At 53.5% G+C, this 25,749-nt stretch carries 23 protein-coding genes; 18 read left to right on the top strand and 5 right to left on the bottom strand.

Annotation, left to right across the window (positions count from 1 at the left end):
* Window positions 1-10 precede the first annotated feature (10 nt).
* Genes ABIE29_RS03240 through ABIE29_RS03210 form a run of 7 tightly spaced genes read left to right on the top strand, consistent with a single transcriptional unit; the run spans window position 11 to window position 7,395 of the window.
* The gene (locus ABIE29_RS03240; protein ID WP_429616816.1) at window positions 11-1,273 is read left to right on the top strand and encodes an MFS transporter; all 1,263 of its coding nucleotides are present in this window, start codon (window positions 11-13) and stop codon (window positions 1,271-1,273) included.
* Between the two features lie 20 nt (window positions 1,274-1,293).
* Window positions 1,294-1,818 carry a cupin domain-containing protein gene (locus ABIE29_RS03235; protein ID WP_021179767.1) on the top strand — a complete coding sequence of 175 codons (525 nt, stop codon included), beginning with the start codon at window positions 1,294-1,296 and terminating at the stop codon, window positions 1,816-1,818.
* On the top strand, window positions 1,818-2,636 hold the full coding sequence (locus tag ABIE29_RS03230; RefSeq protein ID WP_429616815.1) for an alpha/beta fold hydrolase: 819 nt from the start codon (window positions 1,818-1,820) through the stop codon (window positions 2,634-2,636). Before ABIE29_RS03235 ends, ABIE29_RS03230 begins: the two co-directional genes overlap by 1 nt.
* Window positions 2,633-3,427, top strand: a complete 795-nt coding sequence (locus ABIE29_RS03225) for an SDR family oxidoreductase (protein ID WP_429616814.1) — start codon at window positions 2,633-2,635, stop codon at window positions 3,425-3,427. Before ABIE29_RS03230 ends, ABIE29_RS03225 begins: the two co-directional genes overlap by 4 nt.
* A gap of 13 nt (window positions 3,428-3,440) precedes the next feature.
* Window positions 3,441-4,235, top strand: a complete 795-nt coding sequence (locus tag ABIE29_RS03220; protein WP_429616813.1) for an aspartate dehydrogenase — start codon at window positions 3,441-3,443, stop codon at window positions 4,233-4,235.
* Window positions 4,236-4,251: 16 nt separating this feature from the next.
* Window positions 4,252-5,721, top strand: a complete 1,470-nt coding sequence (locus ABIE29_RS03215; protein ID WP_429616812.1) for an aldehyde dehydrogenase — start codon at window positions 4,252-4,254, stop codon at window positions 5,719-5,721.
* 36 nt (window positions 5,722-5,757) lie between these two features.
* Window positions 5,758-7,395: a thiamine pyrophosphate-binding protein gene (locus ABIE29_RS03210; protein WP_429617075.1), complete on the top strand. Its 1,638-nt coding sequence runs from the start codon at window positions 5,758-5,760 to the stop codon at window positions 7,393-7,395.
* Between the two features lie 56 nt (window positions 7,396-7,451).
* Here ABIE29_RS03210 and ABIE29_RS03205 read toward each other — a convergent pair whose 3' ends face one another.
* Window positions 7,452-8,204, bottom strand: a complete 753-nt coding sequence (locus ABIE29_RS03205; protein ID WP_429616811.1) for a M48 family metallopeptidase — start codon at window positions 8,202-8,204, stop codon at window positions 7,452-7,454.
* 237 nt (window positions 8,205-8,441) lie between these two features.
* Here ABIE29_RS03205 and tkt point away from each other — a divergent pair, with 237 nt between their 5' ends.
* From tkt to ABIE29_RS03185, 4 genes are all read left to right on the top strand, one after another.
* Entirely contained in the window at window positions 8,442-10,436 is a 1,995-nt protein-coding gene (gene tkt, locus ABIE29_RS03200; protein WP_429616810.1) for a transketolase, read from the top strand.
* A gap of 280 nt (window positions 10,437-10,716) precedes the next feature.
* Window positions 10,717-11,781, top strand: a complete 1,065-nt coding sequence (locus ABIE29_RS03195) for an ABC transporter substrate-binding protein (RefSeq protein ID WP_429617074.1) — start codon at window positions 10,717-10,719, stop codon at window positions 11,779-11,781.
* 308 nt (window positions 11,782-12,089) lie between these two features.
* Complete coding sequence (locus tag ABIE29_RS03190) at window positions 12,090-13,859, top strand: ABC transporter permease (RefSeq protein ID WP_429616809.1); 1,770 nt, start codon at window positions 12,090-12,092, stop codon at window positions 13,857-13,859.
* The gene (locus ABIE29_RS03185) at window positions 13,852-14,922 is read left to right on the top strand and encodes an ABC transporter ATP-binding protein (protein ID WP_429616808.1); all 1,071 of its coding nucleotides are present in this window, start codon (window positions 13,852-13,854) and stop codon (window positions 14,920-14,922) included. Before ABIE29_RS03190 ends, ABIE29_RS03185 begins: the two co-directional genes overlap by 8 nt.
* Before the next feature lie 85 nt (window positions 14,923-15,007).
* On the opposite strand, the gene ABIE29_RS03180 is transcribed toward ABIE29_RS03185, so the two are convergent.
* The 3 genes from ABIE29_RS03180 to ABIE29_RS03170 form a co-directional block, all read right to left on the bottom strand.
* Window positions 15,008-15,613, bottom strand: coding sequence for a response regulator transcription factor (locus ABIE29_RS03180; protein WP_429616807.1), 606 nt, complete (start codon window positions 15,611-15,613; stop codon window positions 15,008-15,010).
* Window positions 15,614-15,918: 305 nt separating this feature from the next.
* On the bottom strand, window positions 15,919-16,398 hold the full coding sequence (locus ABIE29_RS03175) for a hypothetical protein (protein ID WP_429616806.1): 480 nt from the start codon (window positions 16,396-16,398) through the stop codon (window positions 15,919-15,921).
* A gap of 6 nt (window positions 16,399-16,404) precedes the next feature.
* Window positions 16,405-17,205, bottom strand: coding sequence for a winged helix-turn-helix domain-containing protein (locus tag ABIE29_RS03170; protein ID WP_429616805.1), 801 nt, complete (start codon window positions 17,203-17,205; stop codon window positions 16,405-16,407).
* Between the two features lie 590 nt (window positions 17,206-17,795).
* On the opposite strand from ABIE29_RS03170, the gene ABIE29_RS03165 reads away from it, so the two are divergent.
* From ABIE29_RS03165 to ABIE29_RS03135, 7 genes are all read left to right on the top strand, one after another.
* Window positions 17,796-18,041 (top strand): hypothetical protein, encoded by a 246-nt coding sequence (locus ABIE29_RS03165; RefSeq protein ID WP_429616804.1) that lies wholly within the window; start codon window positions 17,796-17,798, stop codon window positions 18,039-18,041.
* 476 nt (window positions 18,042-18,517) lie between these two features.
* On the top strand, window positions 18,518-19,039 hold the full coding sequence (locus tag ABIE29_RS03160) for a fimbrial protein (RefSeq protein ID WP_429616803.1): 522 nt from the start codon (window positions 18,518-18,520) through the stop codon (window positions 19,037-19,039).
* Window positions 19,040-19,315: 276 nt separating this feature from the next.
* On the top strand, window positions 19,316-19,987 hold the full coding sequence (locus ABIE29_RS03155) for a fimbrial biogenesis chaperone (RefSeq protein WP_429616802.1): 672 nt from the start codon (window positions 19,316-19,318) through the stop codon (window positions 19,985-19,987).
* A gap of 156 nt (window positions 19,988-20,143) precedes the next feature.
* Complete coding sequence (locus ABIE29_RS03150; protein WP_429616801.1) at window positions 20,144-22,627, top strand: fimbria/pilus outer membrane usher protein; 2,484 nt, start codon at window positions 20,144-20,146, stop codon at window positions 22,625-22,627.
* Between the two features lie 13 nt (window positions 22,628-22,640).
* Entirely contained in the window at window positions 22,641-23,648 is a 1,008-nt protein-coding gene (locus tag ABIE29_RS03145; protein ID WP_429616800.1) for a fimbrial protein, read from the top strand.
* Between the two features lie 32 nt (window positions 23,649-23,680).
* A complete protein-coding gene (locus ABIE29_RS03140; protein ID WP_429616799.1) occupies window positions 23,681-24,199 on the top strand; it encodes a fimbrial protein in 519 nt (172 codons plus the stop codon).
* Window positions 24,200-24,299: 100 nt separating this feature from the next.
* Window positions 24,300-24,758 (top strand): fimbrial protein, encoded by a 459-nt coding sequence (locus ABIE29_RS03135; protein ID WP_429616798.1) that lies wholly within the window; start codon window positions 24,300-24,302, stop codon window positions 24,756-24,758.
* Between the two features lie 323 nt (window positions 24,759-25,081).
* Here ABIE29_RS03135 and ABIE29_RS03130 read toward each other — a convergent pair whose 3' ends face one another.
* The gene (locus ABIE29_RS03130; protein WP_429616797.1) at window positions 25,082-25,678 is read right to left on the bottom strand and encodes a helix-turn-helix transcriptional regulator; all 597 of its coding nucleotides are present in this window, start codon (window positions 25,676-25,678) and stop codon (window positions 25,082-25,084) included.
* Between the last annotated feature and the right edge of the window lie 71 nt (window positions 25,679-25,749).

The raw sequence follows: 25,749 nt of genomic DNA, 5'->3' as shown, positions 1-25,749 counted from the left end.
GGAGCGTTTTATGACTACGCAAGATATCGACGCCCGCAGCGGTCGGGTGGGGGATGCTGTTGCCGAAAATTCACCAACCCGCATACGTTGGTCGGTGCCCGCAGCCCTGTTTGCCTGCGTGCTGTTGGCGTTTTTCGACAAGATCAGCATTGCCGCGCTGTTTTCCGACCACGAGTTTCAGCAGGCGATGGGCATCGGCTTTGATCCCACCCGGCTCGGGCTGTTGATGAGTGCCTTTTTGTTCTCCTACGGCTTCTCTTCGATGCTGCTGAGCGGCATTGGCGATCGGCTCAATCCGGTCAAAGTGCTGATTGGCATGATGGTGACCTGGGGCGTACTGATGGTGCTGATGGGGATGACGCGCTCTTATCACACCATGATGACGCTGCGTATCCTGCTGGGCATCGCTGAAGGGCCGTTGTTGCCGATGGCCTATGCCATCGTACGCCAGGCTTTTCCGCAGCGCCTCCAGGCGCGTGCCACCATGCTGTGGCTGTTGGGGACGCCGATTGGCGCGGCACTGGGCTTCCCGGTCACGCTGTTTATTCTCAGCCGCTTTAACTGGGAAACCACCTTCTTCTTTATGGCGTTTCTGACCGTGCCGGTGATGTTGCTGGTGCTGTTTGGCATGCGTCACCTTAACGTGGCGCGCCCGGCGGCCAGCACCACCAGTAAACCGGCCGTTGCCGAGCGTAAACAACTGCGCCGCGAACTGTTCAGCACGCCACATTTCTGGATGATTTGCCTGTTTAACATCGCATTTCTCACCTACCTGTGGGGTATGAATGGTTGGTTGCCGAGCTATCTGATCGAAGGCAAAGGCATTCATCTGGAGCACGCTGGATACCTGTCGTCACTGCCGTTTATTGCCATGTTGCTTGGCGAGGTGGTGGGGGCCTGGCTGTCGGACAAGATGGATCGCCGCGCGTTGGCCTGTTTCATCTCGCTGTGCGGTGCCGGGATCGGTTTGGGTGTCGTTCTGCATATGCAAGGCACCTACAGCGTGATCGCCGCCATGTCCTTCAGCACCTTTATGTGGGGAGCCGGCGCGCCAAACATCTTCGCGCTATTGGCCAAGGCCACCAGCAGCCGGGTGAGCGCTACCGCTGGTGGGGTATTTAACGGATTGGGTAATTTTGCCGGCGCATTGGCACCGGTGCTGATGGGGGCGCTGATCGCCGCCACCGGCAATATGGATAACGGTTTGCTGTTCCTGGTGGTGATGGCCTTTGTCGGCTGCGCCATTCTGCTGCCGTTACTGAAGAAGTATTGATGCAACGAAGGAGAGACAACATGTCCCAGGTTGAGAATAAAGCTGGCATCAAGCCGCAGGATCTGACGATGGAAAAGTGGGTGGAATCGCGTATCGCCCGTTTTGAAGGCCGTAAATATGACTGGAACGCGCTGAAGTTTCAGGCCGATTACGATCCGAAATACCGCCGGGCGCAGATGCGCTATATCGGCACCGGTGCCACCGGCGTAGTGAGCGACACCAACACCATTCCGGCGGGGAACTTTACCTTCTCCACCATGGTGCTGCCATCGAAATGTGAGGGGCCATTACACCTGCATGACGACGTTGAAGAAGTGTTCTTTATGCTCAAAGGCAAGATCACGCTGATGATCCAGGACGGCGAAGAGTATTACGAAACCATCCTGAAAGAGCGCGATCTGATTTCTGTTCCGGCAGGGGTTTATCGCGGCCTGTTCAATCACGGCGAAGAAGAAGCTCTGATGTGCGTGATGCTCGGTACTGCCAAGCCGGAAACCCCGACTTACCCGGCCGATCATCCGTTGTCGAAAGTGAAACGCAACTGATGAACGGCTTACCGGAACGCCAGCAGGCGGATTGTGGAGGCCAGCGGCTAAGTTGGCGCGAAGCCGGGCATGGCCGGGCCGTGGTGCTGCTGCATGGCATCAGTTCCGGTTCCGCTTCCTGGGTGAAGCAGTTCAGCGATCGCGCCCTGACCGACGGCCATCGCCTGATCGCCTGGGATGCCCCGGGTTATGGTGGCAGCGCAGCGCTGGCACAGCCAGAGCCAGATGCTGCCGCTTATGCCAACGTGCTGGCGGCGCTGATCGCCGGGTTGCAGTTACAACAGCCACTGATCGTGGGGCATTCGCTCGGGGCGTTGATCGGCAGTGCCTTTGCCGCTGCCAACCCGGATGGGCTGAGTGGACTGGTCCTGGCCGATCCGGCTCAGGGCTATGCCACCGCACCGCTGGAAAAGCGCCAACAGGTGTATGGCCAACGCAAACAGATGATCGAAACGCTTGGCCCACAGGGCTACGGCGAACAGCGTGCGGCAGCACTGCTACGTGAAGATGCGGATCCGCAGGATATTGCCTGGGTACGCAGCGGCATGCAGCAACTTAATCCGGCCGGTTTTCTCAGCGCCGCCTGGATGCTGGCCAATGACGATATCAACCGTTACCTGCTGCGCTATCGCGGCCCGTTACAGGTGTGGTGTGGCAGTGTCGATCGCATCACTCCACCGCAGGGGGCTGCAACGTTGGCGCAACAGCAGGATGCGACGATGCGTCTGATTGATGCGGCGGGGCATGCCAGCTATCTCGATGCGCCAGCGCTGTTTAACCGCTATTTGCAGGACTTTACGGGGGCAATCCAACCATGAATTTTCAGATTGAGCGGCGAGTGGCGGTGGTCACCGGAGGATCCTCGGGGATCGGTTTTGAGACGCTGCGTTTACTGCTGGCCGAAGGAGCGAAGGTGGCCTTCTGTGGCCGCAATCAGGACAAACTGGCCAGCGCCGAGGCCAGCCTGCGTGAAGAGTTCCCGCAGGCGGAGATCCTGGCGTTATGCTGCGACGTGCTCGACGCCGAGCAGGTTGCCAAGTTTGCCAAGCAGGTCAGCACGCATTTTGGCGCAGTAGATATGTTGATCAACAACGCCGGGCAGGGGTTTGTGGCGCATTTCGATCAGACGCCGCGCGAAGCCTGGTTACATGAGGCAGAGCTGAAACTGTTCGGGGTGATCAACCCGGTGCAGGCTTTTTTACCGGCGTTGGAGCGTTCGGATATTGCCTCCATTACCTGCGTTAACTCGCTGCTGGCCCTGCAGCCGGAAGAGCACATGATTGCCACCTCGGCGGCCCGTGCCGCGTTGCTCAACATGACGCTGACCTTATCCAAAGAGCTGGTGGGCAAAGGGGTCCGCGTCAATTCCATCCTGTTGGGCATGGTGGAGTCGGGCCAATGGCGGCGGCGTTTCGCCGAACGCCAGGACCAACAACAAAGCTGGGAACAGTGGACGGCAGCGATTGCCGAGCGGCGTGGCATCCCGATGGGGCGTTTGGGTAAACCGCAGGAACCGGCACGGGCGCTGCTGTTTTTAGCCTCCCCCATGTCCTCCTTTACCACCGGCGCGGCGCTGGACGTTTCCGGCGGTTTCAATCGCCATCTCTGACGGGACTGAAAAGATGAAGAAGATCATGATGATTGGCTATGGCGCGATGGCAAAAGAGGTGCTGGCGCGCCTGCCGGAGGGCGTGGCAGTCGGTTGGATCGTGGCACGGGAAGCGCATTATGCCGAGATCGACGCCGCGTTTGCCGGACAGGTGCAGGCGTTGACCCATCCTGACCAGTGTACCGGGCAACCTGATTTGGTGCTGGAGTGTGCCAGCCAGCAGGCGGTCGCCGAGTTTGGTGAGGCCATCGTTAAACGTGGCTGGCGGCTGGCAGTAATCTCTACTGGCGCCCTGGCAGATGCCGCATTGCAACTGCGTTTGCAGCAGGCTTGTACACGCTACCACGGGCGGCTGATCGTGCTGTCTGGTGCTGTGGCGGGTATGGATGGCCTGGCTTCGGCGCGGGAAGGTGGGTTGGACAGCGTGACCTATCAGTCCAGCAAAAGCCCGGCCAGTTGGCGCGGCAGTCCGGCGGAAAAACTGATTAATCTGGATGCTGTCAGCGAAGCCAAGGTGTTCTTTGAGGGGTCGGCGCGGGAAGCCGCAAGCATGTTCCCAGCCAACGCCAACGTAGCGGCCACCATTGCGCTCCATGGCTTGGGGATGGATGCCACGCGGGTACGCTTACAGGTGGATCCTCATACTCAACGTAATACCCACCGCCTACAGGTATGTGGTCAGTTTGGCGAGTTCCAGATTGAGCTGTGCGGCAACCCGCTGGCCAGCAACCCGAAAACGTCAACGCTGGCGGCGCTGAGCGCGGTACAAGCCTGCCGCAGTCTGGTGGACGGCGGTTTTATTGCCTGAATGGCAGGAGCAAAGCATGGAAATGTTAAAGATTTTTCTTGCCGGCCGCTGGTGCGAAGGGCGCGGCGAAGAGATGAGTTCGGTTTTCCCGGCTGATGGCAGCGTGAATGCTCGCCTGCGAGCGGCCAACGTCGAGGATGTGAATGAGGCGGTTGCGGCGGCGGAAAAAGCTTGGCGCGAGCCGAGCTGGCGTGGACTGGTGCCGCATCAGCGTGCAGCGATCCTGCATCGCGTTAGCGATTTGATTACTGAACAAGTGGAAGCCCTGGCGCAGTTGCAAACCCGTGACAATGGCAAACCACTGGCGGAAACCCGTGGTCTGGTCATGAGTGCGGCGGCCACGGCTCGCTATTTTGCTGCCGCCTGCGAGGTGTTGGAGGGGGAGCTTCCTACCCAGCGTAACCGTGATGCGATGACGCTGAGCCAGTATCAGCCGCTGGGCGTGATAGCGGCGATCACGCCGTGGAACTCACCGATTGCCAGTGAGATGCAGAAGGTGGCTCCGGCGTTGGCGGCAGGAAATGCGGTGGTATTGAAACCGGCAGAGGCCACGCCGTTAATGGCGCTGAAACTGGCCGAACTGTTTGAACAGGCAGGTTTGCCCGCCGGGTTGCTCAGCGTATTGCCGGGCAAAGGCTCGGTGATTGGTGAAGCCCTGGCTCGCCATCCGTTGGTGAAAAAGATCTCCTTCACCGGTGGGACCTCCACGGGTCGTCACTTGGCGCATATTGCCGCAGAAAAACTGATCCCTACTTCGTTAGAGCTGGGAGGCAAGTCGCCCACCATCGTGCTGGAAGATGCGGATCTGGAACAGGCGGCGCGTGGCATCTGCTACGGCATTTTCAGCTCGGCCGGGCAGGCATGTATCGCCGGTTCACGGCTGTTTGTGCACCGCTCGCTGTATCAGCCGCTGTTGGCCCGTTTATGTGAGCTGACCGCCGGGCTGCGTATTGGTAACCCGCTGCAAGCCGGTGTCCACCTCGGCCCACTGATCAGCCACAAGCATCGCCAGAGCGTGGCGGACTACGTGGCCTTGGCTCAGCAGGAAGGGGGCCGGGTGCTTATTGGCGGTGAAGCCCCTGCCGATCCGCAGTTGGCCCAGGGTAGTTATTACCTGCCGACCATTATTGAAGGGCTGAGCAACAGTGCCCGCACCTGCCAGGAAGAGATCTTTGGCCCGGTGCTGGTGGTGTTGCCGTTTGATGATGAACAGCAACTGATCGAACAGGCCAACGACTCGATCTATGGCCTGGCTGCCGGGATCTGGAGCCGTGATTTTGCCCGTACGATGGCGCTGGCGGAACAGCTGGAAACCGGCACCGTCTGGATCAATACCTACAAGACATTCTCGATTTCCACACCGTTTGGCGGCTTTAAACAAAGCGGCCTGGGGCGCGAAAAGGGCCTGCATGGCATCCAGGCCTATATGCAGCAAAAGAGTTTGTATCTCTCCCTCAGCAATCAGCCTAACCGCTGGAGCGACTGACGTACCCTACGATCAAAGACAATAAGAAGGCAGATGATGAGCGAAAAAATTACGGTTGGTGAGGCGATAGCCCGAACGTTGGAACAGTACGAGGTGGCGGCAATGTACGGCATCATCTCGATCCATAATTTGCCGATTGCCGATGCCGTTGGGCAGCGTGGCGCGATCCGTTTTGTTCCGGCACGCGGTGAGGCAGGTGCTGTAACTATGGCCGATGCCCACGGGCGCTTTTCTGGTTTAGGGGTGGCGCTGACCAGTACCGGTGCCGGAGCCGGTAACGCGGTCGGTGCGATGATTGAAGCGTTGAATGCCAATACGCCGCTGTTGCATATCACCGGCCAGGTAGAGAAAGCCTATCTGGATGCCGATGCCGGGTTTATCCACGAGACCAAGGATCAACTGGGCTTCCTGCGCGCCTGTTCGAAACAGGCTTACCGGGTGAACTCGCCGGAGCAGGCGGTCGCGGTGATCCAGCGCGCCATTCTGGATGCGCAGACCGTGCCTTGTGGCCCGGTGGCGGTAGAGATCCCCATCGATATTCAGAACAGCCTGGTTCCCGCCAGCCTGGTAGGGAAAGTGGTACTGCCTCCTGCTCTGCCTGCTGCGGATGACGCGGCGGTTGAACGCCTTTACCAACAGGTGAAACGTGCCAAACGTCCATTGCTGTGGGTGGGTGGCGGAGCGTTGGCCTGTCGTGAGGCAGTGAAGCAGTTGGCGGATGCTGGTGTGGTGGTGATCTCCAGCACCCATGGGCGTGGGATTTTACCGGATAGCCATCCGCGCAGCCTGCGGGCCTTCCACAACTCGCCAAGCGTTGAGGCGATCCTGACGCAGTGTGATTTGACGCTGGTGGCCGGTTCCCGCCTGCGGAGTAACGAAACTCGTACCTGGTCACTCCCACTGCCGCGCCCGTTGGTACAGATTGATATCGATCCAGCGGCGGCCAACCGTAATTATCTGGCGGATGAGCAGGTTTATGGCGATTGTTCCGCTTTGCTAAGTGCGCTGGCAGCACGCCTGGCACCAGGCGAGAAGGTGAATGCCGAGTGGGATGCCGAGATTGGCCGTGCGGTTGAGTTGGCCGAAACGGCGCTGCGCCAGCAGTCTGGTGAATATGCCAAACTGAACGATGCCATCGCCGCTGCGCTGCCGCAGGATGGCCTGCTGGTACGTGATATCACCGTTTCCGGCAGCGTATGGGGTAGCCGCCTGTTCCGCGCCATCTCGCCTTTATGCAACATTCACTCGCTGGCCGGGGCGATCGGTATGGGGTTACCGATGGCGATCGGCACGTCCATTGCCAATCCGCAGCGTAAGGTGGTTGGCTTGGTCGGGGACGGCGGTTTGGCGCTGGGCCTGGGGGAACTGGCAACCATGGCGCAGGAACAGACCAATATCACCTTGCTGATCATGAACGACGGCGGCTATGGCGTAATGCGTGGCATTCAGGACAAGTATTTCTCCGGACGCCAGTATTATAACGAACTGCATACTCCGGCATTCTGCCAGGTAGCGGAAGCGATGGGGCTGAAAGCCTGGAAAGTGAGTGATGCCGCGCAGTTTGGCGGCGTGCTGGCAGAGGCGATTAATTACCCAGGGCCATCGGTGGTAGAGGTTGATATGAAAAGCGTAGGGCCGTTGACCTTCGCTGGCCCACCACAGAAGCTGTACTGACCGCTTACTCGGTTCCCTCTCTCCAGAGGCGTACTCCCAAGAGAGGGAACATAGAGTTACTTCCCTGCGGCGATGCGATCGCGAATGTGCTGAGCACGGGCTTCGGAAGCCGGATGGTCGTCAAACATGCTGCTTTGACGGCCTGCTTCCATCTTCGCCAGCTTCTCGAAACTGGTGACCAGACCGTTAGGATCGATACCGCGTTTTTTCAACAGATCGAACGAGTAATCGTCCGCTTCGCTTTCCTGTTTCTGCGAGAACTGAGCATTAACCAGTTTTTCGCCCAGATCGGCCAACTGCGACTGAGACAGTGAAGCCGCTATGCCACCAGCAGAAGAGGCCGCGGTACGCAGCGCCACGGTACCATAGGCTACCTGCATGGCTTTACGAGTATGGCCCAACGCAACGTGGCCCATTTCGTGGCCCAACACGCCTTCAACTTCGTTATCATCCATCATATCCATCAGGCCGCTGTAAACGCGGATACAGCCGTTGGCCATCGCCCAGGCATTGACGTCTTTTGTTACGTAGACCTTGTAGTTTGCAGGGGTACCGTTGATATTATCCCCCAATGCTGCGGCAATCTTGTCCAGACGCTGAGTGTAGGTGCTATTTGCCGGTGCGATTTGTGCCTGGCTGTCCATCTCGGCGCAGGACTTATTACTGAGAGCCTTGACGTCGTCATTGCTCAGCGTGGCCGCCTGGAATGCCTGTGCCCCTGACTGCATCAGGGTATCGGTGTTAAGGTTTTGGCAGCCGCTCAAAAGAGTAGTAATACTAAGTGCAATCAACGAAGTTCGGATCTTCATAACGCTATCTTCCTGTGATAGTAAAGGGGGAATTGTGCCATAGTCTGTTGCCATTGTTTCTGCGCACAGCCTAGTGTACGACAGGTCTGGCCGAAATAGTGTTATTCCGAAATGTGCTTTGAACCCGCTCATTAGTGATGAACTCGCTCTCATTTGGTATTAGGGATTGCTGTTTCAATGCCGAGTCTGAGAAAATGGAAATCTTGATCGCTTTTTTAATCCGACCTGGAGTAAAACATGTCCTCTCGTAAAGAGCTTGCCAACGCCATCCGCGCACTCAGTATGGACGCCGTTCAAAAAGCAAATTCCGGCCACCCGGGCGCCCCTATGGGCATGGCAGATATCGCCGAAGTCCTGTGGCGTGACTACCTGAACCACAACCCTACCAACCCGCACTGGGCTGACCGTGACCGCTTCGTGCTGTCTAACGGCCATGGCTCAATGCTGATCTATAGCCTGCTGCACCTCACTGGTTACGATCTGCCGATGAGCGAGCTGGAAAACTTCCGCCAGCTGCATTCCAAAACTCCGGGTCACCCAGAATATGGTTATACCCCAGGCGTAGAAACCACCACCGGTCCGCTGGGGCAGGGGATCGCCAATGCGATCGGTTTCGCCATTGCCGAACGTACGCTGGCCGCGCAGTTCAACCGCCCGGGCCACGAGATTGTTGACCACCACACCTATGCCTTTATGGGCGATGGTTGCATGATGGAAGGCATCTCTCACGAAGTCTGTTCCCTGGCTGGTACCATGAAGCTTGGCAAACTGACTGCGTTCTATGATGACAACGGCATCTCCATCGACGGCCACGTAGAAGGCTGGTTCACCGACGATACCGCCAAGCGTTTCGAAGCCTATGGCTGGCACGTGGTGCGTGGCGTTGACGGCCACAACAGCGACTCTATCAAAGCGGCGATCGAAGAAGCTCATAAGGTCACCGACAAACCTTCCCTGCTGATGTGCAAAACCGTGATTGGCTTCGGTTCACCACACAAAGCGGGCACCCATGATTCCCACGGTGCTCCACTGGGCGCAGCCGAAGTTGCGGCCACCCGTGAAGCTCTGGGCTGGAAATACGCCGCCTTCGAAATCCCGCAGGACATCTATGCCCAGTGGGACGCCAAAGAAGCTGGCAAGGCTAAAGAAGCCGCCTGGAACGAGAAACTGGCCGCCTACACCAAAGCCTTCCCGGAATTGGCCGCAGAGTTCAAACGCCGCACCAGCGGTGAACTGCCAGCCAACTGGAAAGCGGAAGCGAAGAAATTCGTTGAGCAGTTGCAGGCTAATCCGGCCAACATCGCCAGCCGTAAGGCATCACAGAACTCACTGGAAGCCTTCGGCAAACTGCTGCCTGAGTTCCTCGGTGGTTCTGCGGATCTGGCACCAAGCAACTTGACCATGTGGTCTGGCTCCAAATCTCTGGGTGACGATCTGGCGGGTAACTATATCCATTACGGCGTGCGCGAATTCGGCATGACTGCCATCACCAACGGTATTGCGCTGCACGGTGGTTTCCTGCCGTACTCCGCAACCTTCCTGATGTTCGTGGAATACGCCCGTAACGCGGTGCGTATGGCTGCGCTGATGAAAATCCGCAACGTGTTCGTCTACACCCACGACTCTATCGGTCTGGGCGAAGATGGCCCGACGCACCAGCCGGTTGAGCAGTTGGCCAGCCTGCGTGTGACCCCGAACATGAGCACCTGGCGTCCTTGTGACCAGGTTGAATCGGCTATCGCCTGGCAGTACGGCATCGAGCGCAATGACGGCCCGACCACGCTGGTGTTCTCCCGTCAGAACCTGACCCAGCAGCCACGTACCGCCGAGCAGTTGGCGAACGTTTATCGCGGTGGTTATGTGCTGAAAGACTGTACAGGTACTCCGGACGTGATCCTGATTGCCACCGGTTCTGAAGTGGGCATCACCGTTGAAGCTGCCGACAAGCTGACCGCCGAAGGGCGTAAAGTGCGAGTGGTATCCATGCCGTCTACCGACGCCTTCGACAAGCAGGACGCGGCCTACCGTGAATCTGTGCTGCCAGCGGCAGTCTCTGCTCGCGTAGCGGTGGAAGCGGGTATCGCGGATTACTGGTACAAGTATGTTGGCCTGAACGGCGCTATCGTGGGCATGACCACCTTCGGTGAGTCAGCTCCGGCAGAGCAATTGTTCAAAGAGTTCGGCTTCACCGTCGACAACGTGGTAGCCAAGGCTAACGCGCTAGTGAAATAAGTTCACAACTCAGCTTTAACAACAAAGGGGCGAATATTCGCCCCTTATTTTTTACTCCTCGGCAACCAACCTCTCTCCGTCCACAGCCCAAGCAACATTAAGAAATCCTTAATGATTGGATAATCATGGCTATTGCTGTCCAAAAATCGCCCAGCATCACAAAACAGCAACATAGCGAATTAACGGCGTTGCTTAACCACCGTTATTCGCTATATGTTAATTTCTGGTTTTGTAAATGTAACCAGGAGTTAATGATATGTTTTTGAAGATTGGCGTATCTATGGCGACAGCGGCCATCTTAATCTCTGCTCCGGCCTTCGCGCAGTTCCCGGCTGGCTACCCGGCCGATTATCAAAAGATTGTCGATGCGGCGAAAAAAGAAGGCAAGGTAGTGGTGTATTCCACCACGGATATCAAAGCCGCAGGGCCACTGATCCAGGGGTTTGAAACGCTGTATCCTGGCATCAAAGTCGAATACAACGACATGAACAGCACCGAGTTGTATAACCGTTATATCAGCGAGCAGGCGGCTGGGGGCACCAGTGGTGACGTGGTGTGGAGCTCTTCCATGGATACCGCGCTGAAGCTGGCTACCGACTATGCGCTGGAATATACCTCCCCAGAGCAGGGGCAACTGCCTAAATGGGCCGTGTGGAAAGATAGGGCCTATGGCACGACTTATGAGCCGGTGGTGTTTATCTACAACAAGCGTTTGATCCCGCAGGGTGAGGTACCAGACTCCCATGCTGCGTTGGCTAAGCTGATTGCCAGCCAGCCGGATAAATTCAACAAGAAAGTGACCACCTATGACATCGAGAAGTCGGGCCTGGGCTTCATGCTCTCGGTGCAAGACTTCAAGGCCGATCCAAACTACTTCGCTACCTTGGCCGATATCGCCAAGGGCGGGTTGGCGGTGCAATCTTCCACCGGCACCATGATGGAAAGGGTCTCCTCAGGCGAAAACCTGATTGGTTTTAATATCCTGGGATCCTATGCCGAGGCGCGAGCCAAAACCGACCCTTCACTCGGTATCTCGTATCCCAAAGATTACACGCTGGTGTTGTCACGCGTGACCTTTATCAGCCAGGAAGCGGTCAACAGCAATGCGGCCAAACTGTGGGTCAACTACGTGCTTTCTGAGCAAGGGCAGAACATCCTGGCCAACAAGGCGGATATCCCCTCCATCCGCAACGATATCGAAGGCAAGAACGACATCGATGGTATGACGCAGATGTTGGGCAAGGCGTTGAAACCAATCCCGGTGGACGAAAGCCTGCTGGAATATCTGGAACCCGCCAAACGCCTGGACTACATCAAACAGTGGCGCACTGCCGCCGCGAAGTGATGACGGAATAGGGCACGCCAATCATTGTTACCCCTCACCCCAACCCTCTCCCACAGGGAGAGGGAGCTGATACTGGGGTGGGGGCAGGTGCAGAAGTTAATCTGTAACAGGATTAATGTTTGGGGCGGGTGTCGTGATTAAGTCGTGGCACATTCAGTCCCCTCTCCCTGTGGGAGAGGGTTAGGGTGAGGGGAACAGCACAGAATCTTTCCTGCGTTCTCCCTCAGCATGAAGCCTGTATTGCTTAAACAGGGAACTCTACCCCGGTGCATCTCAGGATGCAGGGGATATCACCATCGGGACAGTCTATGAAAGCATTGCGCAACAAGTGGCAGAGTCTGCCACGCGGCTTGGTGGTGCTGATAACCGCGCTGGTTATCTATGTACCACTGTCGTTTATCGTGATCCAAAGCTTCCTTTCCGCGCCGTTTTTCTCGCCTTCCAAGGTGTTCAGCCTTGAGGCCTTCCGGTTTATCTTTACCGACCCCGATTTCTACAAGGCGCTGAAAAGCGGATTTATTCTGGCATTTGGCCTGGTTATCATCTCCATTCCGTTAGGTGGCGTACTGGCGTTTTTAATGGTGAGAACCGATTTGCCGGGCCGCCGCTTTATTGAACCGCTGATCCTGGTGCCGATCTTCGTTTCGCCGATGGTGTTGGGCTTTGGCTACGTAGTGGCAGCCGGGCCGGTCGGTTTCTTCTCGCTGTGGGCAGAATCCTTGCTGGGTTTTGTGCCCTGGAATATCTATGCGATGGGTAGCATCGTGGTGATCGCCGGGCTGACGCATGTTCCCCACGCTTATCTCTATATTTCATCGGCGCTGCGCAGCGTCGGTTCAGATGTTGAAGAGGCCGCCCGCACCGCCGGGGCTTCTCCGTTGCAGGTGATGACCGCCGTCAGCTTGCCTATGGTGCGCCCGTCGATCCTGTATGCCAGCGTGTTGCTGTTCTTCCTGGGGCTGGAAGTGTTTGGGCTGATGCTGGTGCTGGGCGATCCGGAAGGCAACCTGGTGCTGGCGACTTACCTGTATCAACTGACCAACAAGCTGGGGACGCCGTCTTACCATCTGATGGCGGCGGTGGCGGTGGTGTTGATCTGCATTACCATTCCGCTGGTGATGCTGCAACGGCGTCTGATGCGTACCGCCAACCGCTTTGTCACGGTCAAGGGAAAAGCCTCACAGGCCCGCGCATTGCCGTTGGGTAAATGGCGCTGGGTCGCCGGTGGCGTGGTGGTCTTGTGGCTTACCGTTACCATCGGTGTTCCGCTGGTGGGCGTGGTGCTGCGCGCCTTTATTTCCAACTGGGGCGTCGGGGTCTCCATTTGGGATGAGCTGTCGCTCAACACCTTCCGCACCATCTGGCAGCAACCTAACCTGCTGCGGGCGATTGTCAACTCGATGGCGATCGGGGTGTTCGGTGGTGCGCTGGCGGTGGTGTGTTATCTGTTTATCGGCATTGCGATGCACCGTAAACCTGACGGCGTGACCCGCTTTCTGGATTACAGCGTACTGGTGCCGCGTGCGGTGCCTGGCTTACTGGCAGGCTTGGCTTTCCTGTGGGTATTCTTGTTCCTGCCGATGTGGCTGGATAAATCGCTAAAAGCCGGTTGGCTCTCCGCGCTGCCAATCGCCGAATGGCTGCGTGAAAACCTGGTGGTGTGGCTACGCTCCCTGCGCAGTACCATCTTCAGCGTCTGGCTGGCTTATACCGTGGTGTGGATGGCTTATGGCTTGCGGCTGATCTCATCGACGCTGTTGCAGGTTGCTCCCGAGTTGGAGGAGGCTGCACGCAGCACCGGAGCCTCTCGTGGGCAGATCACGCGTCATGTGACGATCCCGCTCTCCCGCTATGGCCTGATTGGCTCCTGGTTACTGATGTTCCTGATCTTCGAACGCGAATATTCCACCGGGGTCTATCTGCTGTCACCGGGTACGGAAACCATAGGTTCCATGCTGGTTTCCCTGTGGGCGGCGGGGGCGATTGATATTGTCGCCGCTCTCTCTTTTATTAACATCCTTCTGGTCGTGTTAGGACTAGGGATTGCCCTGCGATTTGGAGTGAAAATACATGATTGAGCTTTCGGTAGATAACTTGCACCTGACCTACGGCGATAACCCGGTATTGAAGGGCGTTTCGATGCAGCTCCAACGGGGGGAGGTGGTTTCACTCCTCGGGCCATCAGGCAGTGGCAAAACCACCTTGCTGCGCGCGGTGGCCGGGTTGGAAAAACCCACGCAGGGGAAAATCGTCATTGGCAACAATACCGTCTATGACGGCACGGCGCGCAGCGAGATCCCGGCGGAAGAACGCAATCTGGGCCTGGTGTTTCAGTCCTATGCATTATGGCCCCACAAGACCGTGTTTGATAACGTGGCCTATCCGCTGAAATTACGCAAAACGCCTACGGGGGAAATTACTCAGCGCGTACAAGCGGTACTCGAACAGCTCGGTCTGGGACAGTTGGGTAAGCGTCATCCCCATCAACTCTCCGGTGGTCAGCAGCAGCGTGTGGCGATTGGCCGTGCGCTAGTCTATAACCCGCCGGTGATCTTGCTGGATGAGCCGCTATCTAACCTGGATGCCAAGCTGCGCGAGGAAGCACGGGTATTCCTGCGAGAGCTGATCATCAAACTGGGCCTTTCTGCGCTGATGGTAACCCACGATCAGAACGAGGCGATGGCGATTTCCGATCGGATCCTGCTGCTCAATAACGGCAAGATTGAACAGCAGGGTACGCCGCAGGAAATGTACGGCTCGCCTGCCACGTTGTTCACCGCCGAATTTATGGGCAGCAACAACCGTCTGTTTGGCAAGGTGACGGAGATCCGTGAAGGCAACGCGCGGATCGAAGGTAAAGACTGGGGGCTGTGGGGCAAGGCCGGGGCTGGGTTGACCACCGGGCAGGAAGCAACGGCGGTGATCCGCGTTGAGCGCGTACGCTTGGGGGAAGATCCGCAAGGCAATCAGATCGCGTTACCCCTGCTGACCAGCATGTACCTGGGCGACCGTTGGGAATATCTGTTCCGCACGGTGGCAGAGGACTTTGCGGTTCGCGCCTATGGTAGCGAAGTTCGTGGTCAAGAAATGTGTACGCTGTCTCTGCCCGCCGAGCATCTGTGGATTTTCCCCAAGATATAGCGAGGGGATGATAACGCAGGGCGCAGAGATCGCCCTGCGGACTATGAGATGCACTTAGCGGCCCTGTTGCGTGAGCCGGTGGTAATTACCGATTCAGATTTAAAGTTAATCCCCCCTGCAGCAGCCAGTAAAACAATTCACTGGTGCGAGTAAAGTTCAGTTTCTTCATCGCAGAGCGTTTATGGGAGTGCACTGTTTTGACTTTCAGTTGCAGAATATTTGCCGTCTGCGACTGGTTGGCCCCTTGCCTAAGGTAATGCAGAACCTGGTGTTCGCGTTCGCTCAGACTCTGGTGATGGCAGGCAGGGCAATGGTGCGTCCTTTTTTGTGGTAGAGAGTTGAACTGCAAGGCCAGTTTTACCATCCCCAGTATGTCACCGAGGCTTTGGTTACGGTATAGCGTACTACTCTTGGCGATACAGCGGATAGGAGGAGTAAACCGCCTTTCAGCTTTATCACGTATCACAAAATAGAGCGGTTGAGGTTCGTCAGCAGGAAAGCGCCGACAGATGTCGGTTTTTTCGCCCTGACACAACGCCTGAAAAATGATGTCTGGTTTCTCGGTACTGTAACCGCTAATAAAATCAACCTGAGTGCGTATATCGGTAAAGTATTCAATCAGTGCGTACTGCAGACCTGCTAAGAAGTAACTATTATGATCGTTTAATGAGATGGATACCTTGTTCTTCATGGTCAAATTCCATTTAGTGTTGTGTCTATTTCAGCAACTACCGCGAAGATCGTTTGGGGAGATATAAAAGCAATGCGTTAGCCATAGGAGATAACTTATCTGTATAACATGTTATACAAACGTTTTTAATATGCCAAACTAACTCACTTAACCTCATTACATTGGTTTTTAATCTTGAGGGTTTAATCTTTGCGGGGCAGTTGTTGGTGTGGTGTGGTTTTTCATGGCATAGCATTAGACTTTTATACTATGCCATTTACCACTAAAGCATGGTAGCAGCTCTGTGGCGGGGTTAATATGCACTCTTAGTCCTGCTTTATGCAGACCAGGAACGGATTGCTAAACCCCCGAATTAATAATGCATTGTGGAATAAGGGGACTACCTCCGTATAAATATCTACGAGTTCAACCTCCGGCATGACATATTTTCGCCAGATGTAGTCCGGGGTGTTGTCGGCGGGGTGGACTTGTTCATGAGTGAATTGGACATTGTTACCCCCTTTTATTTCTGATGGCGTGATGGAGAAGGCAGTGTTGCGATCCAGCAGATAGCGGGTGTCATTTTCCTTGATCGAGCCGGTGATGTAAAACATGCCTGATTTTGATGAGGAAACTATAATGGTTGCACTTGCCTTAAGCACAATATCACTTTTTGTTTTTACCTGTAATGACACTTGCTGAGTGTCGCAGCGGAAAGGTTTTCTACCCTGATGATGAAAGTTGAAGTACCACAGGCACATCAGTAGGAGGGTAAGAAGTAACGCTGCGCCAATAATTTTTTTCATTTCAGTTTACTCAATGGTTTTAAAGATTTTGCAATGCTGATAATCGCCTTCAGCCGGGTCTTTTTGACATGCGGCCAGAAAGGTTATCTTCAATAGTTCGTTACCGGGGCGCTCTTCAGTATAAAAAATGTCTTGCCTGACCAGTTCGCAATCCAGTTTTTCTGACTCCAGTATTTGTTTTGCCCTGAACTCTGAGCCAGGAACGGGGTCTTTTCTGATGGAATAAATATCACATTGTTTATAGGAGCCAATCAACTTGAACTGGGTTGCCGGTGCCCAAAGTCGTAAAGCCAGGCCGATAATACCCAATACCGCCACCAGTGCCAGGATAGACATTATCATGGTTTTTTTTGTCAGTTTTTCTGGCATGGCCAGTGGGAGAGGGCTAACGGTATCCTCCTGTTCGAGAGCCACCACCTTCTCTGGCATCGTTGCTACTTGTTCGACTTTCTGTATCTTGGTGTCGGTTTTTTGTTTTGGTGTAGGGTGAATATCTGCTTCCATTCTAAACCCTATCTTAGGAAGGGTTATTATGATGGGTTTCTCTATCCCCAGGCTAACAAATGATTTTCTTAAATCACTGATGCAATTGTTCAAGCCAGCGTTGGAAGCAGGAAAACCATAATCCTCCCACGCATTTTTCAGTAACGAGTCTCGGGATAAATTAACCCCATTGTTTTTGATAAACTCATTAAGTACTCGGCAAGAGGGTTTTGAGAGTTCAAGAGTCGTCTGGTTATCATTGTTTAACGCGAGTGTCCGATGCTCCGGATCAAATACAATGATTAAGTTTATGGTATATTTCATTTTGTAATCAAAGACCTAGGTGCTGTTAATGAGATGATTTTTCTGGTTGGGAATAATCTTTATTTATGCATTTAGGATAAATCTAGGTTAAGTGTGCATAGATAGTCAAGCGTGACTTTTGAATTTATTGTTCACCAATGTTTACGTTGGTTTCTAATGAGTTAGAAATGCTGGGTATTGGTGCTTATTTAGCCATTATCGGAGTTTAATGTTAATTGGATTTGTTTTTTCAGAATAAAAAAATAATATTTTACTTTAATGTAGATTAATTTGCTGTTTTTTGAGGCTAGCTATAATATTTGTCGAGTCGTAGAAAGCTATGTGTATAGGCGCTCAACGTAATGTATTTCGACATGTAAAAACGGTGACTACCAATAATTTGGAGGCACAGGCTCGACCCGTGCTGTTTTTGATTGGAAAAATGGCAAGATGATGAAGTTGACGCAAATTGCCATGGCCATTTACTGGCTAGCGGTATCTCATTCTGCAGCCCAAGCTGCTACCGGAAACAGCGGTGCTGTGACGTTCACTGAAAAATCAGGCATTCGCCATGCGATCTGGCTGCGAGTCAGGATGGAGCGGATATCAAGGTGAATTTTAGTCAGCTTTCCATGCCAGGGTTGAACTCAAGCCATAGCGTCACCAAAGACTTCAATACCAAATTGGAGAACGGTGTGATGGATAAGAAAACGGCACAAATTACCTTCAATAGTCCTAATCAGATTATTGGTAAAAACTTGCTGAGAACCATCGGTAGTGCGACCGGTTTGGGTATCAAGAAACAATATCACCTTTGGTACAGCGTTGACACTGACTGGTCTGGCAGACGGCAATAATACCCTGACGTAAATGTACTTCTGTTTGTCGTGGTAAAGAATATGAGTGTCATCCAAATGATTGATGGAAACACGCCATCCGATATGTGGGTTGAAGGTGTTCTGTCAAAAAAAATGGCGACACATAAGTTTCTCGCATCATAAAATATAGATTGAATATGACGGAGTGTTTGAAATATTTGACGCTTCGTGAGGTGGAAGTCATGGATAGATAAAAGGATTTTTAAATTACTGCGAAAGATATCTGTTGCTAGATCAGTTTCCGGCAATTGCAATAAAGTGATTTTATAAATGCTGTCATTGACTAAAATAAGATGACGCTATTTTTACCAACCTGACGCAATGATTGCTCGAAAAGTATAGCCTCGTTACATGGGCGAAATACTGGTGCGCGATTAATGGTGAGGTTGTTTACACCACTCGGCAAAAATATGTTTGCCAATATGTACTTATCACATACTTTAATGGATTTAAATATGAAAAAGACTTTAATTACGCTCGCCTTGGTTGCTTCCGGTGTTCTGGCAACGTCTGTTTATGCTACCGATGGCACGGTAAATTTTGCCGGTGAAATCACGGACTCTGCCTGTATCGTCGACAGCACTGCACAAAACCTGCAGGTAGTACTCGGTAAAATTGCCGCAACATCGTTTAGCGGAGCAGGCAGTTATGCTTCCGCGACCCAATTCAAGCTGGTGCTGAAAGACTGCCCTGCGGGGGCAACAACGGCTACCGTCAAGTTTGACGGGACCAGCGTTGACAATGACAACAGCGTGCTGGCCTTGACCCCTGGCGGCGCAAGCGGGGTAGGCATTGAGTTGTCTGACGCCAGCCAGAAGGTGGTTAATTTATTCACCAACTCTGCACCTTATAAACTGACCGCGGGCATAGGTACTGAAACCGACCTGAATTTCACCGCACGTTATAAAGCGTTGAGCTCCGATATCAAACCCGGTGTTGCGAACGCGTCGGTGCAGTTCTCTATTATTTACAATTAACCCGGGTTTTCTTTGCCTGGCAAAGATGTTTTTCTGCAAGCAGGTCGGTATAAATACCGACCTGTTTAACCAGTATCGCCAACCAGGTTTTACAGCGCTTAGCAACAGGATTGAAAAATCCACATTGTTCGCATTCTTCTTTAATACTAAAGCGTCATTTTATGTGCTGTGTCATCACGCACAATGAGTGTTAACTAAAGTATAAGCCAGTCTGTCCCTTTCTCTGTGCTTATATTTTATTTAACTCTTATTTATATTCACAGATAGGAAGTACACATGAAGTTATTGTCAGTAGTCTTGGTGGCTGGATTGTTTGCCACCACATTTAGTGTAACCGCCGGTGTGGTGGTAGGAGGGACTCGCCTGGTTTATGACGGTGCCAAAAAAGAAGCGGCATTAAATGTCAGCAATCCCGATGAAGCGCCTTATTTGATCCAGTCCTGGGTTGATACTCAAGAAGGCGGCGAGGCTAAAGCTCCCTTTATTATCACGCCTCCCTTATTTCGCCTTGATGGTAAGCAGAATAACGTATTACGTGTCGTTCGCACAGGAGGAAACCTGCCAGAAGATAAAGAGTCCCTGTTTTGGTTGAACATAAAGTCTATTCCATCCAGTGAAAAACGGGACAACACGTTACAAATCGCGGTGAAGACGCGCATCAAGCTGATTTATCGCCCGAAAGGGATTAAAGGCACGCTGGAGCAGTCCGCAAAGGACATCAAATGGCAGCGAAGTGGCAATACCCTGAAAGCCACCAACAACTCCGCCCATTACGTGACCTTCTTTTCGGTGAAAGTCGGTGGAAAAGATATTCCCGACTTTCCGATGGTTGCCCCCGGCGCCACACAAACCATGACGCTGCCTGCTGTCAGTGCCGGGAGTCAAGTCAGTTGGGAAATCATCAATGACTACGGTGGTACCAGTGAAGCTTACCTAGCCTCACTGTAAAGCCAACTGATGGGTAAATTTCAAGATCCGCTGCGTCAACATATTGGAAACGAGTAAATGGAAAAGCTGCTGAACAAGGGGGATGTAAACAGAACCCGGCACTGCGTTCATTTGACGCGGCTAAGTTATTTGATCCTTTGTCAGTTAGGGTTACTGATGACGGATATGGGGTGCGTTCAGGCTCGGGAATATTTTGACCCCGTCTTGTTAGAACTGGGTAACGCACCTCAAGCCAGAGCTGATTTATCTGTCTTTGAAGACAGTAATACCCAGGCGCCGGGAAAATACCGTGTCGATATCTTGCTGAATAACCAATTCATTGAAACCCGTGAAGTGGACTTTACCTTGGTGAAAGATGCCAGTGGCAACCAAAGCCTGCAGCCTTGCCTTAATCAGGGGGAGCTGGAACAGTTGGGTGTCAAGGTGGCGGCATTCCCAGGGTTGGCCAAGGAAGGTTGCTCCGACATATCAGCGGCAATTCCTCAGGCCTCGACAGAGTTTCGCTTTGGTCAACAGCAGCTTAACTTCAGCATTCCACAGGCCGCGCTGGCCCGGCATGCGCGCGGATATGTGCCACCAGAACAGTGGGACCAGGGTATTCACGCCTTGTTGGCTAACTACAGTTTTAGCGGTTCTAACAGCCGGGCAACCCATGGCGATGCTAACAGCAACAACAGTTACTTTTTAAATTTGCGCAGTGGATTGAATATCGGCCCCTGGCGGTTACGCAACTACTCAACCTGGGCTCGAGACAATGAAGGTAGCGACAAATGGAGCTCCATCAACACGTATTTGCAACGTGACATTGTTGCCCTGCGTAGCCAACTCACACTAGGTGACAGTGCCTCTCCCAGCGAAGTGTTTGACAGCGTGCCGTTCCGCGGTGGTCAGTTGGTTTCGGACGAGGAGATGCTGCCGGACAGCATGAAAGGTTATTCACCCGTCGTGCGTGGCATTGCCAAAAGCAACGCTCAGGTTACCGTGCGGCAAAATGGCTATGCCATTTACCAAAGCTATGTCTCACCCGGGGCATTTGAAATTAATGACCTGTATTCTACCTCCGGCAGCGGCGATTTGGCCGTAACGGTCAGCGAAGCCGATGGCGGTGAGCAAAATTTTATTGTGCCATTTGCCTCTGTACCTGTGTTGCAGCGTGAAGGTGCCTTGAAGTACAGCCTGACAGGCGGTCACTACCGTTCTTCAGACAGCAGCGTGGATGAGACGGCGTTTGCGCAGGGGACCGCTATTTATGGCCTGCCCTGGGGGCTGACGGTCTACGGAGGTGTGCAGGGCGCAGCGCATTACCTGTCGGTTGCTGGCGGTATAGGTAAGAACATGGGCCGTATCGGAGCCATCTCACTGGATATTACCGAGGCGCAGTCAATCTTATCCGATGACAGCACCCGCAGTGGCCAATCATGGCGTTTTCGTTACGGCAAGAGTTTTGTTGAAACCGGCACCAACTTTAGTCTGGCCGGATACCGCTACTCCACACGAGGGTTCTATACCTTGCAGGAAACACTGGATACCTACAGCAGCCATATCTCTCCGCTCGGCGAACAGCATAAACGCAGCCGTGCGGAGATGGTTATCGGCCAAAGCCTGGGGGAGTCAGCAGGCTCCCTTTCATTGAGCCTGATTGATGAAGGGTATTGGGACAATGGCCAGAAGACGCAATCCCTGAGTGTCGGCTATAGCAACAATTGGCAAGGGGTGAGCTATGGCATCAACTACAGCCAGAATAAAAATGCGGCCAGCAGTAATGGCACACGCAGTGAAACCACCGACAGGGTATTGGCGCTGAACGTTAATATCCCGCTCAATCGCTGGATGGGTAACACCTGGGCGAATTACGCCATGAGTAATACCAAAGGGCGCGCGACCACGCATAACGTCGGTCTCAGCGGCACGGCATTGGCCAATAACACCCTGAGTTGGGGAGTCAATCAGGGATATGCCACGCAGGGCGGCCGGGGTAATGGCAATCTGACGGCCAGCTACGAGGGCGGTAGCGGCCAGATTAATGGCGGCTATAGCTATGACAGTCATCAGCAGCGCATCAACTATGGCGTTGCGGGCGGTGTCATTGCTCACGCAGGAGGCGTAACACTATCCCAGTCGCTGGGTGAAACGGTCGCGTTGGTTAAGGCACCGGGAGCAAAAGGCATCGATATCAATAATAACCGTGGCGTGAAAACCGATAGTCGCGGTTATGCGGTGGTGCCGTATATCAGCCCTTATCGCAATAATGCCATCAGTCTGGATACCACCTCGCTGCCTGATGATGTTGAGCTGGAGCTCACCAGCCAAACGGTCACCCCGACGCGCGGAGCGGTGGTGGTTGCCCACTATCAGACCAAGATTGGTCAGCGGGTCTTGATGACGCTGTTCCGTGTCAATGGCGAACCGGTGCCGTTTGGTGCCACGGTCAGCGACGCCACCAACCCTGGTGAAAACGGCTTTATCGTCGGAGACCGTGGTCAGGTTTATCTGACCGGTTTGGCCGAGAGCGGCAAACTAGGGGTGCAATGGGGTAAAGGTGGTGATAGTCAATGTCAGGTCAGCTATCAATTAGACAGGCAAAAACCTCAGGATATAACGGCCACCGGCATTCAGATAATGAATGGCCGCTGCTTATAAAGGAACTCAAGAAATGAAGAATACCGTCAAGATGATGGGGGGGCTGTTGTTTTTATACTGCACTCACTCCTGGTCTTACTCCGGTTGTAACACCGAATCTACCGGTGTCACGATCAATGCACCGACGCTGGTTGTTCAGCGCGATGTGCCCGTCGGTGCCCGGTTGGTTGCGTCGGAGTTTGCCTCTCCTGTCACGCTGTTATTCAGCTGCCCGGCGGGGAATACCTACCCCACGGGGTGGCAAGTTTTAGGCGTCAAGGCGACGACAGTCTATTCCGGAATGACGGCTGGCGGCGGGATCCGTATCTATAAAACCAATATTCCCGGGCTGGGGATACAGTTGGCAGGGCTGTCAAGAGCCGGAGGCTCTGGAAGTGGCTGGGTTGGGCGTGGTGATAAAATAGACGGCAATGTGAACCAGGCGGCATTTTCGAGCATAAATGGCGTATTTAGGAAAGCGACAGGCGGCGCGGTGGTCGCTTTTTATAAAATAGGGGAAATGTCGTCAGGCGTTCTTACCCAAAAAGTCGGGTCACTGATCCTTGGTCATGCGGGCGATTGGGCCACACCCGAAGTCCCGGTCAATATTACCGGAATGAGTGTGACGGTTCTGGCCTGTTCACTGACCACGCCGACGGTGGCAGCCCCGCTGGGCAATGTCTATGCCACCGCCTTTACCGGGGTCGGTTCTACAACGGGTAACGTTGATTTTAACCTGGGGCTCAATTGTGCCCCAGGTACCAAAGTCAATGTGACCATGAACGGGACACAAAACACGGATACTGCCAATACCAGCGTGCTGGCATTAACCGGCGCCGGGAGTGCGGGGGTAGCAAAAGGTGTAGGTGCGCAAATTTTGTATAACAATACGCCCCTAAACATTGGCACTCGCCTGTTGTTGAAAACCACTGCCGGTGGTATTGAGACCTTCCCTTTTAAAGCGCGTTATTATCAAACCCTGAATAATGTTTTACCGGGTTCCGCCAATGCAACGGCAACACTGAATATTACTTACCTTTAAATCAACGTTAATAGAATAGTTTGTGAGGATTAATGAAGCTATCAAAATCAAGAATGGTGCTGACCAGCTTATATTTGCTTGCCAGCCCGTTGGTGATGGCTACGGATAACAGCACCATTAATATTACCGGCAATGTCATTGCCTCGCCTTGCGTTGTTGATGCGACCAACTCGGTCATGAATATTAAATTGGGTGATATTCAGGCGACCGCTTTGAGTACCGCGGGTTCATACAGCCCCTGGAAAACCTTTTCGATTACGTTAGCCAGTTGCCCCGCATCAACTACCAATGTTGATATGACCCTGTCCGGCACCCAAGATCCCCAGGATGCAACACGCTATAAGAATACCGGCGAGGCAACCAATCTTTCTATTGAACTTACGGACAACGCAGGGACCAATCTCGGCAATGGAAAAAAATCATCCGTCGCGGTGAATGCCACCACCAAGCAGGCCGTTTTCACCCTGAAAACACGTGCCTATTCGGCTAAAGGCAGTGTGATGCCGGGGAGTATCGAGGGCACTGTTTTGGCCACCTTTACCTATAGATAATGCCTGGCAGTAAAGCACAGGTTGGTGATAAAAGGACTGTAAAATGAAACTGAGTACCCTTGGCCTATTACTTGTATCTGGACTGTCGGGTTGGGGATGTTTGGCAGAGGATTCAAATCTCACTATCAGTGGCAACGTGATGGCTAGCCCTTGCGTTGTTGACACTGACAGTGCCAATCAGACCATAGATTTTGGTCAAGGCCGCAGCCGTGACTTTTTGGTTGCGGGCAGCGTGGGAGAATGGCAGCCTTTCTCGGTCTTACTCACCCAGTGCCCGATAACCACGCGCCAAGCGACCGTGTTACTGACGGGGGTCGCGACCTCAGGGCCAGATGGCGTGCCACTTTATGCCAATTTGGGTTCGGCTCCCTACGTCGGGATACAAATTGCGGATGGCAATACTCAGCAAACCCTAGGGCCAGGCAGCCGGGTCACCCTGACCGTGGATAATACCAGTAAGACTGCGACCCTCTCTCTGGTCAGCAGGTTGTACAGCACAGGCCAAATGGGTGCAGGCCAAATCAGGGGAGCCATGCAGCTCGACTTTACTTATCAATGACAATCTGTAGGTTTGTTATAAAAGACGTTTGGATTACATTCAGGTGCCTGCTAAAACCCTAGTCAAGGTCGGGATAGCAGAACAGTGCTATCCTTAAATAGCTGTTCCAAATAGTCGATCACCAGAGGGAACTCAGTCCGATTTAAGCGTTCTGATCCTAGTCTCTCTTTTTCGTCCTTTGCCTCCCAATTGAACATCTGTGGATTTTCCCAAGTATTAACCTGATGCCTGACCACGTCCCATTACGGACGCGGTATCCAATTCCAATCGATTCCACCATACCAGTATGGTTTACTCCGTACTCCGCTCTTTATCATATTTCCCTAGAGTGAAGCTAAACCATCATGCAGCAGCCAGTGGATCAATTCACTATTGCGGGTGAAGTTCAGTTTCTGCATTGCTGAGCGTTTATGTGAGTGCACAGTTTTAACTTTCAGTTGCAGAATACTCGCCGTCTGCGACTGGCTTATCCCATGCCGCAGATAATACAGAACCTGGCATTCTCGTTCGGTCAGGCTTTGCCGATGGCAGGCTGGGCAATAGGGCGCCTTTTCTTGAGATAGGGAGCGGGGCTGCATGGCCATTTTTACCATCCCCAGCATGTCGTCGATGCTTTGGTTACGGTATAGCGTATTACTCTTCGCGATACAGTGGATGGGTGGAGTAAACTGCCTTTCAGTTTTATCACGTATCACAAAATAGAGCGGTTGAGGTGCGTCAGCAGGAAAGCGCCGACAGATGTCGGTTCTTTCACCCTGATACAGCGCCTGAAAAATGATGTCTGGCTTATCGCTGGAGTAACCGCTAGAAAAATCAACCTGTGTGCGTATATCGGTAAAGTATTCAATCAGTGCGTACTGCAGACCTGCTAAGAAGTAACTATTGTGATCGTTTAATGAGATGGATACCTTGTTCTTCATGGTCAAATTCCATTTAGTGTTGTGTCTATTTCAGCAACTACCGCGAAGATCGTTTGGGGTGCTATAAATGC

The organism is Serratia sp. 2723 (assembly GCF_050434425.1).
In the GTDB taxonomy this organism is placed as follows: Bacteria; Pseudomonadota; Gammaproteobacteria; order Enterobacterales; family Enterobacteriaceae; genus Chania.
Note: the sequence above shows the minus strand (reverse complement) of the source record. Positions and strands in the feature narration are given on the sequence as shown.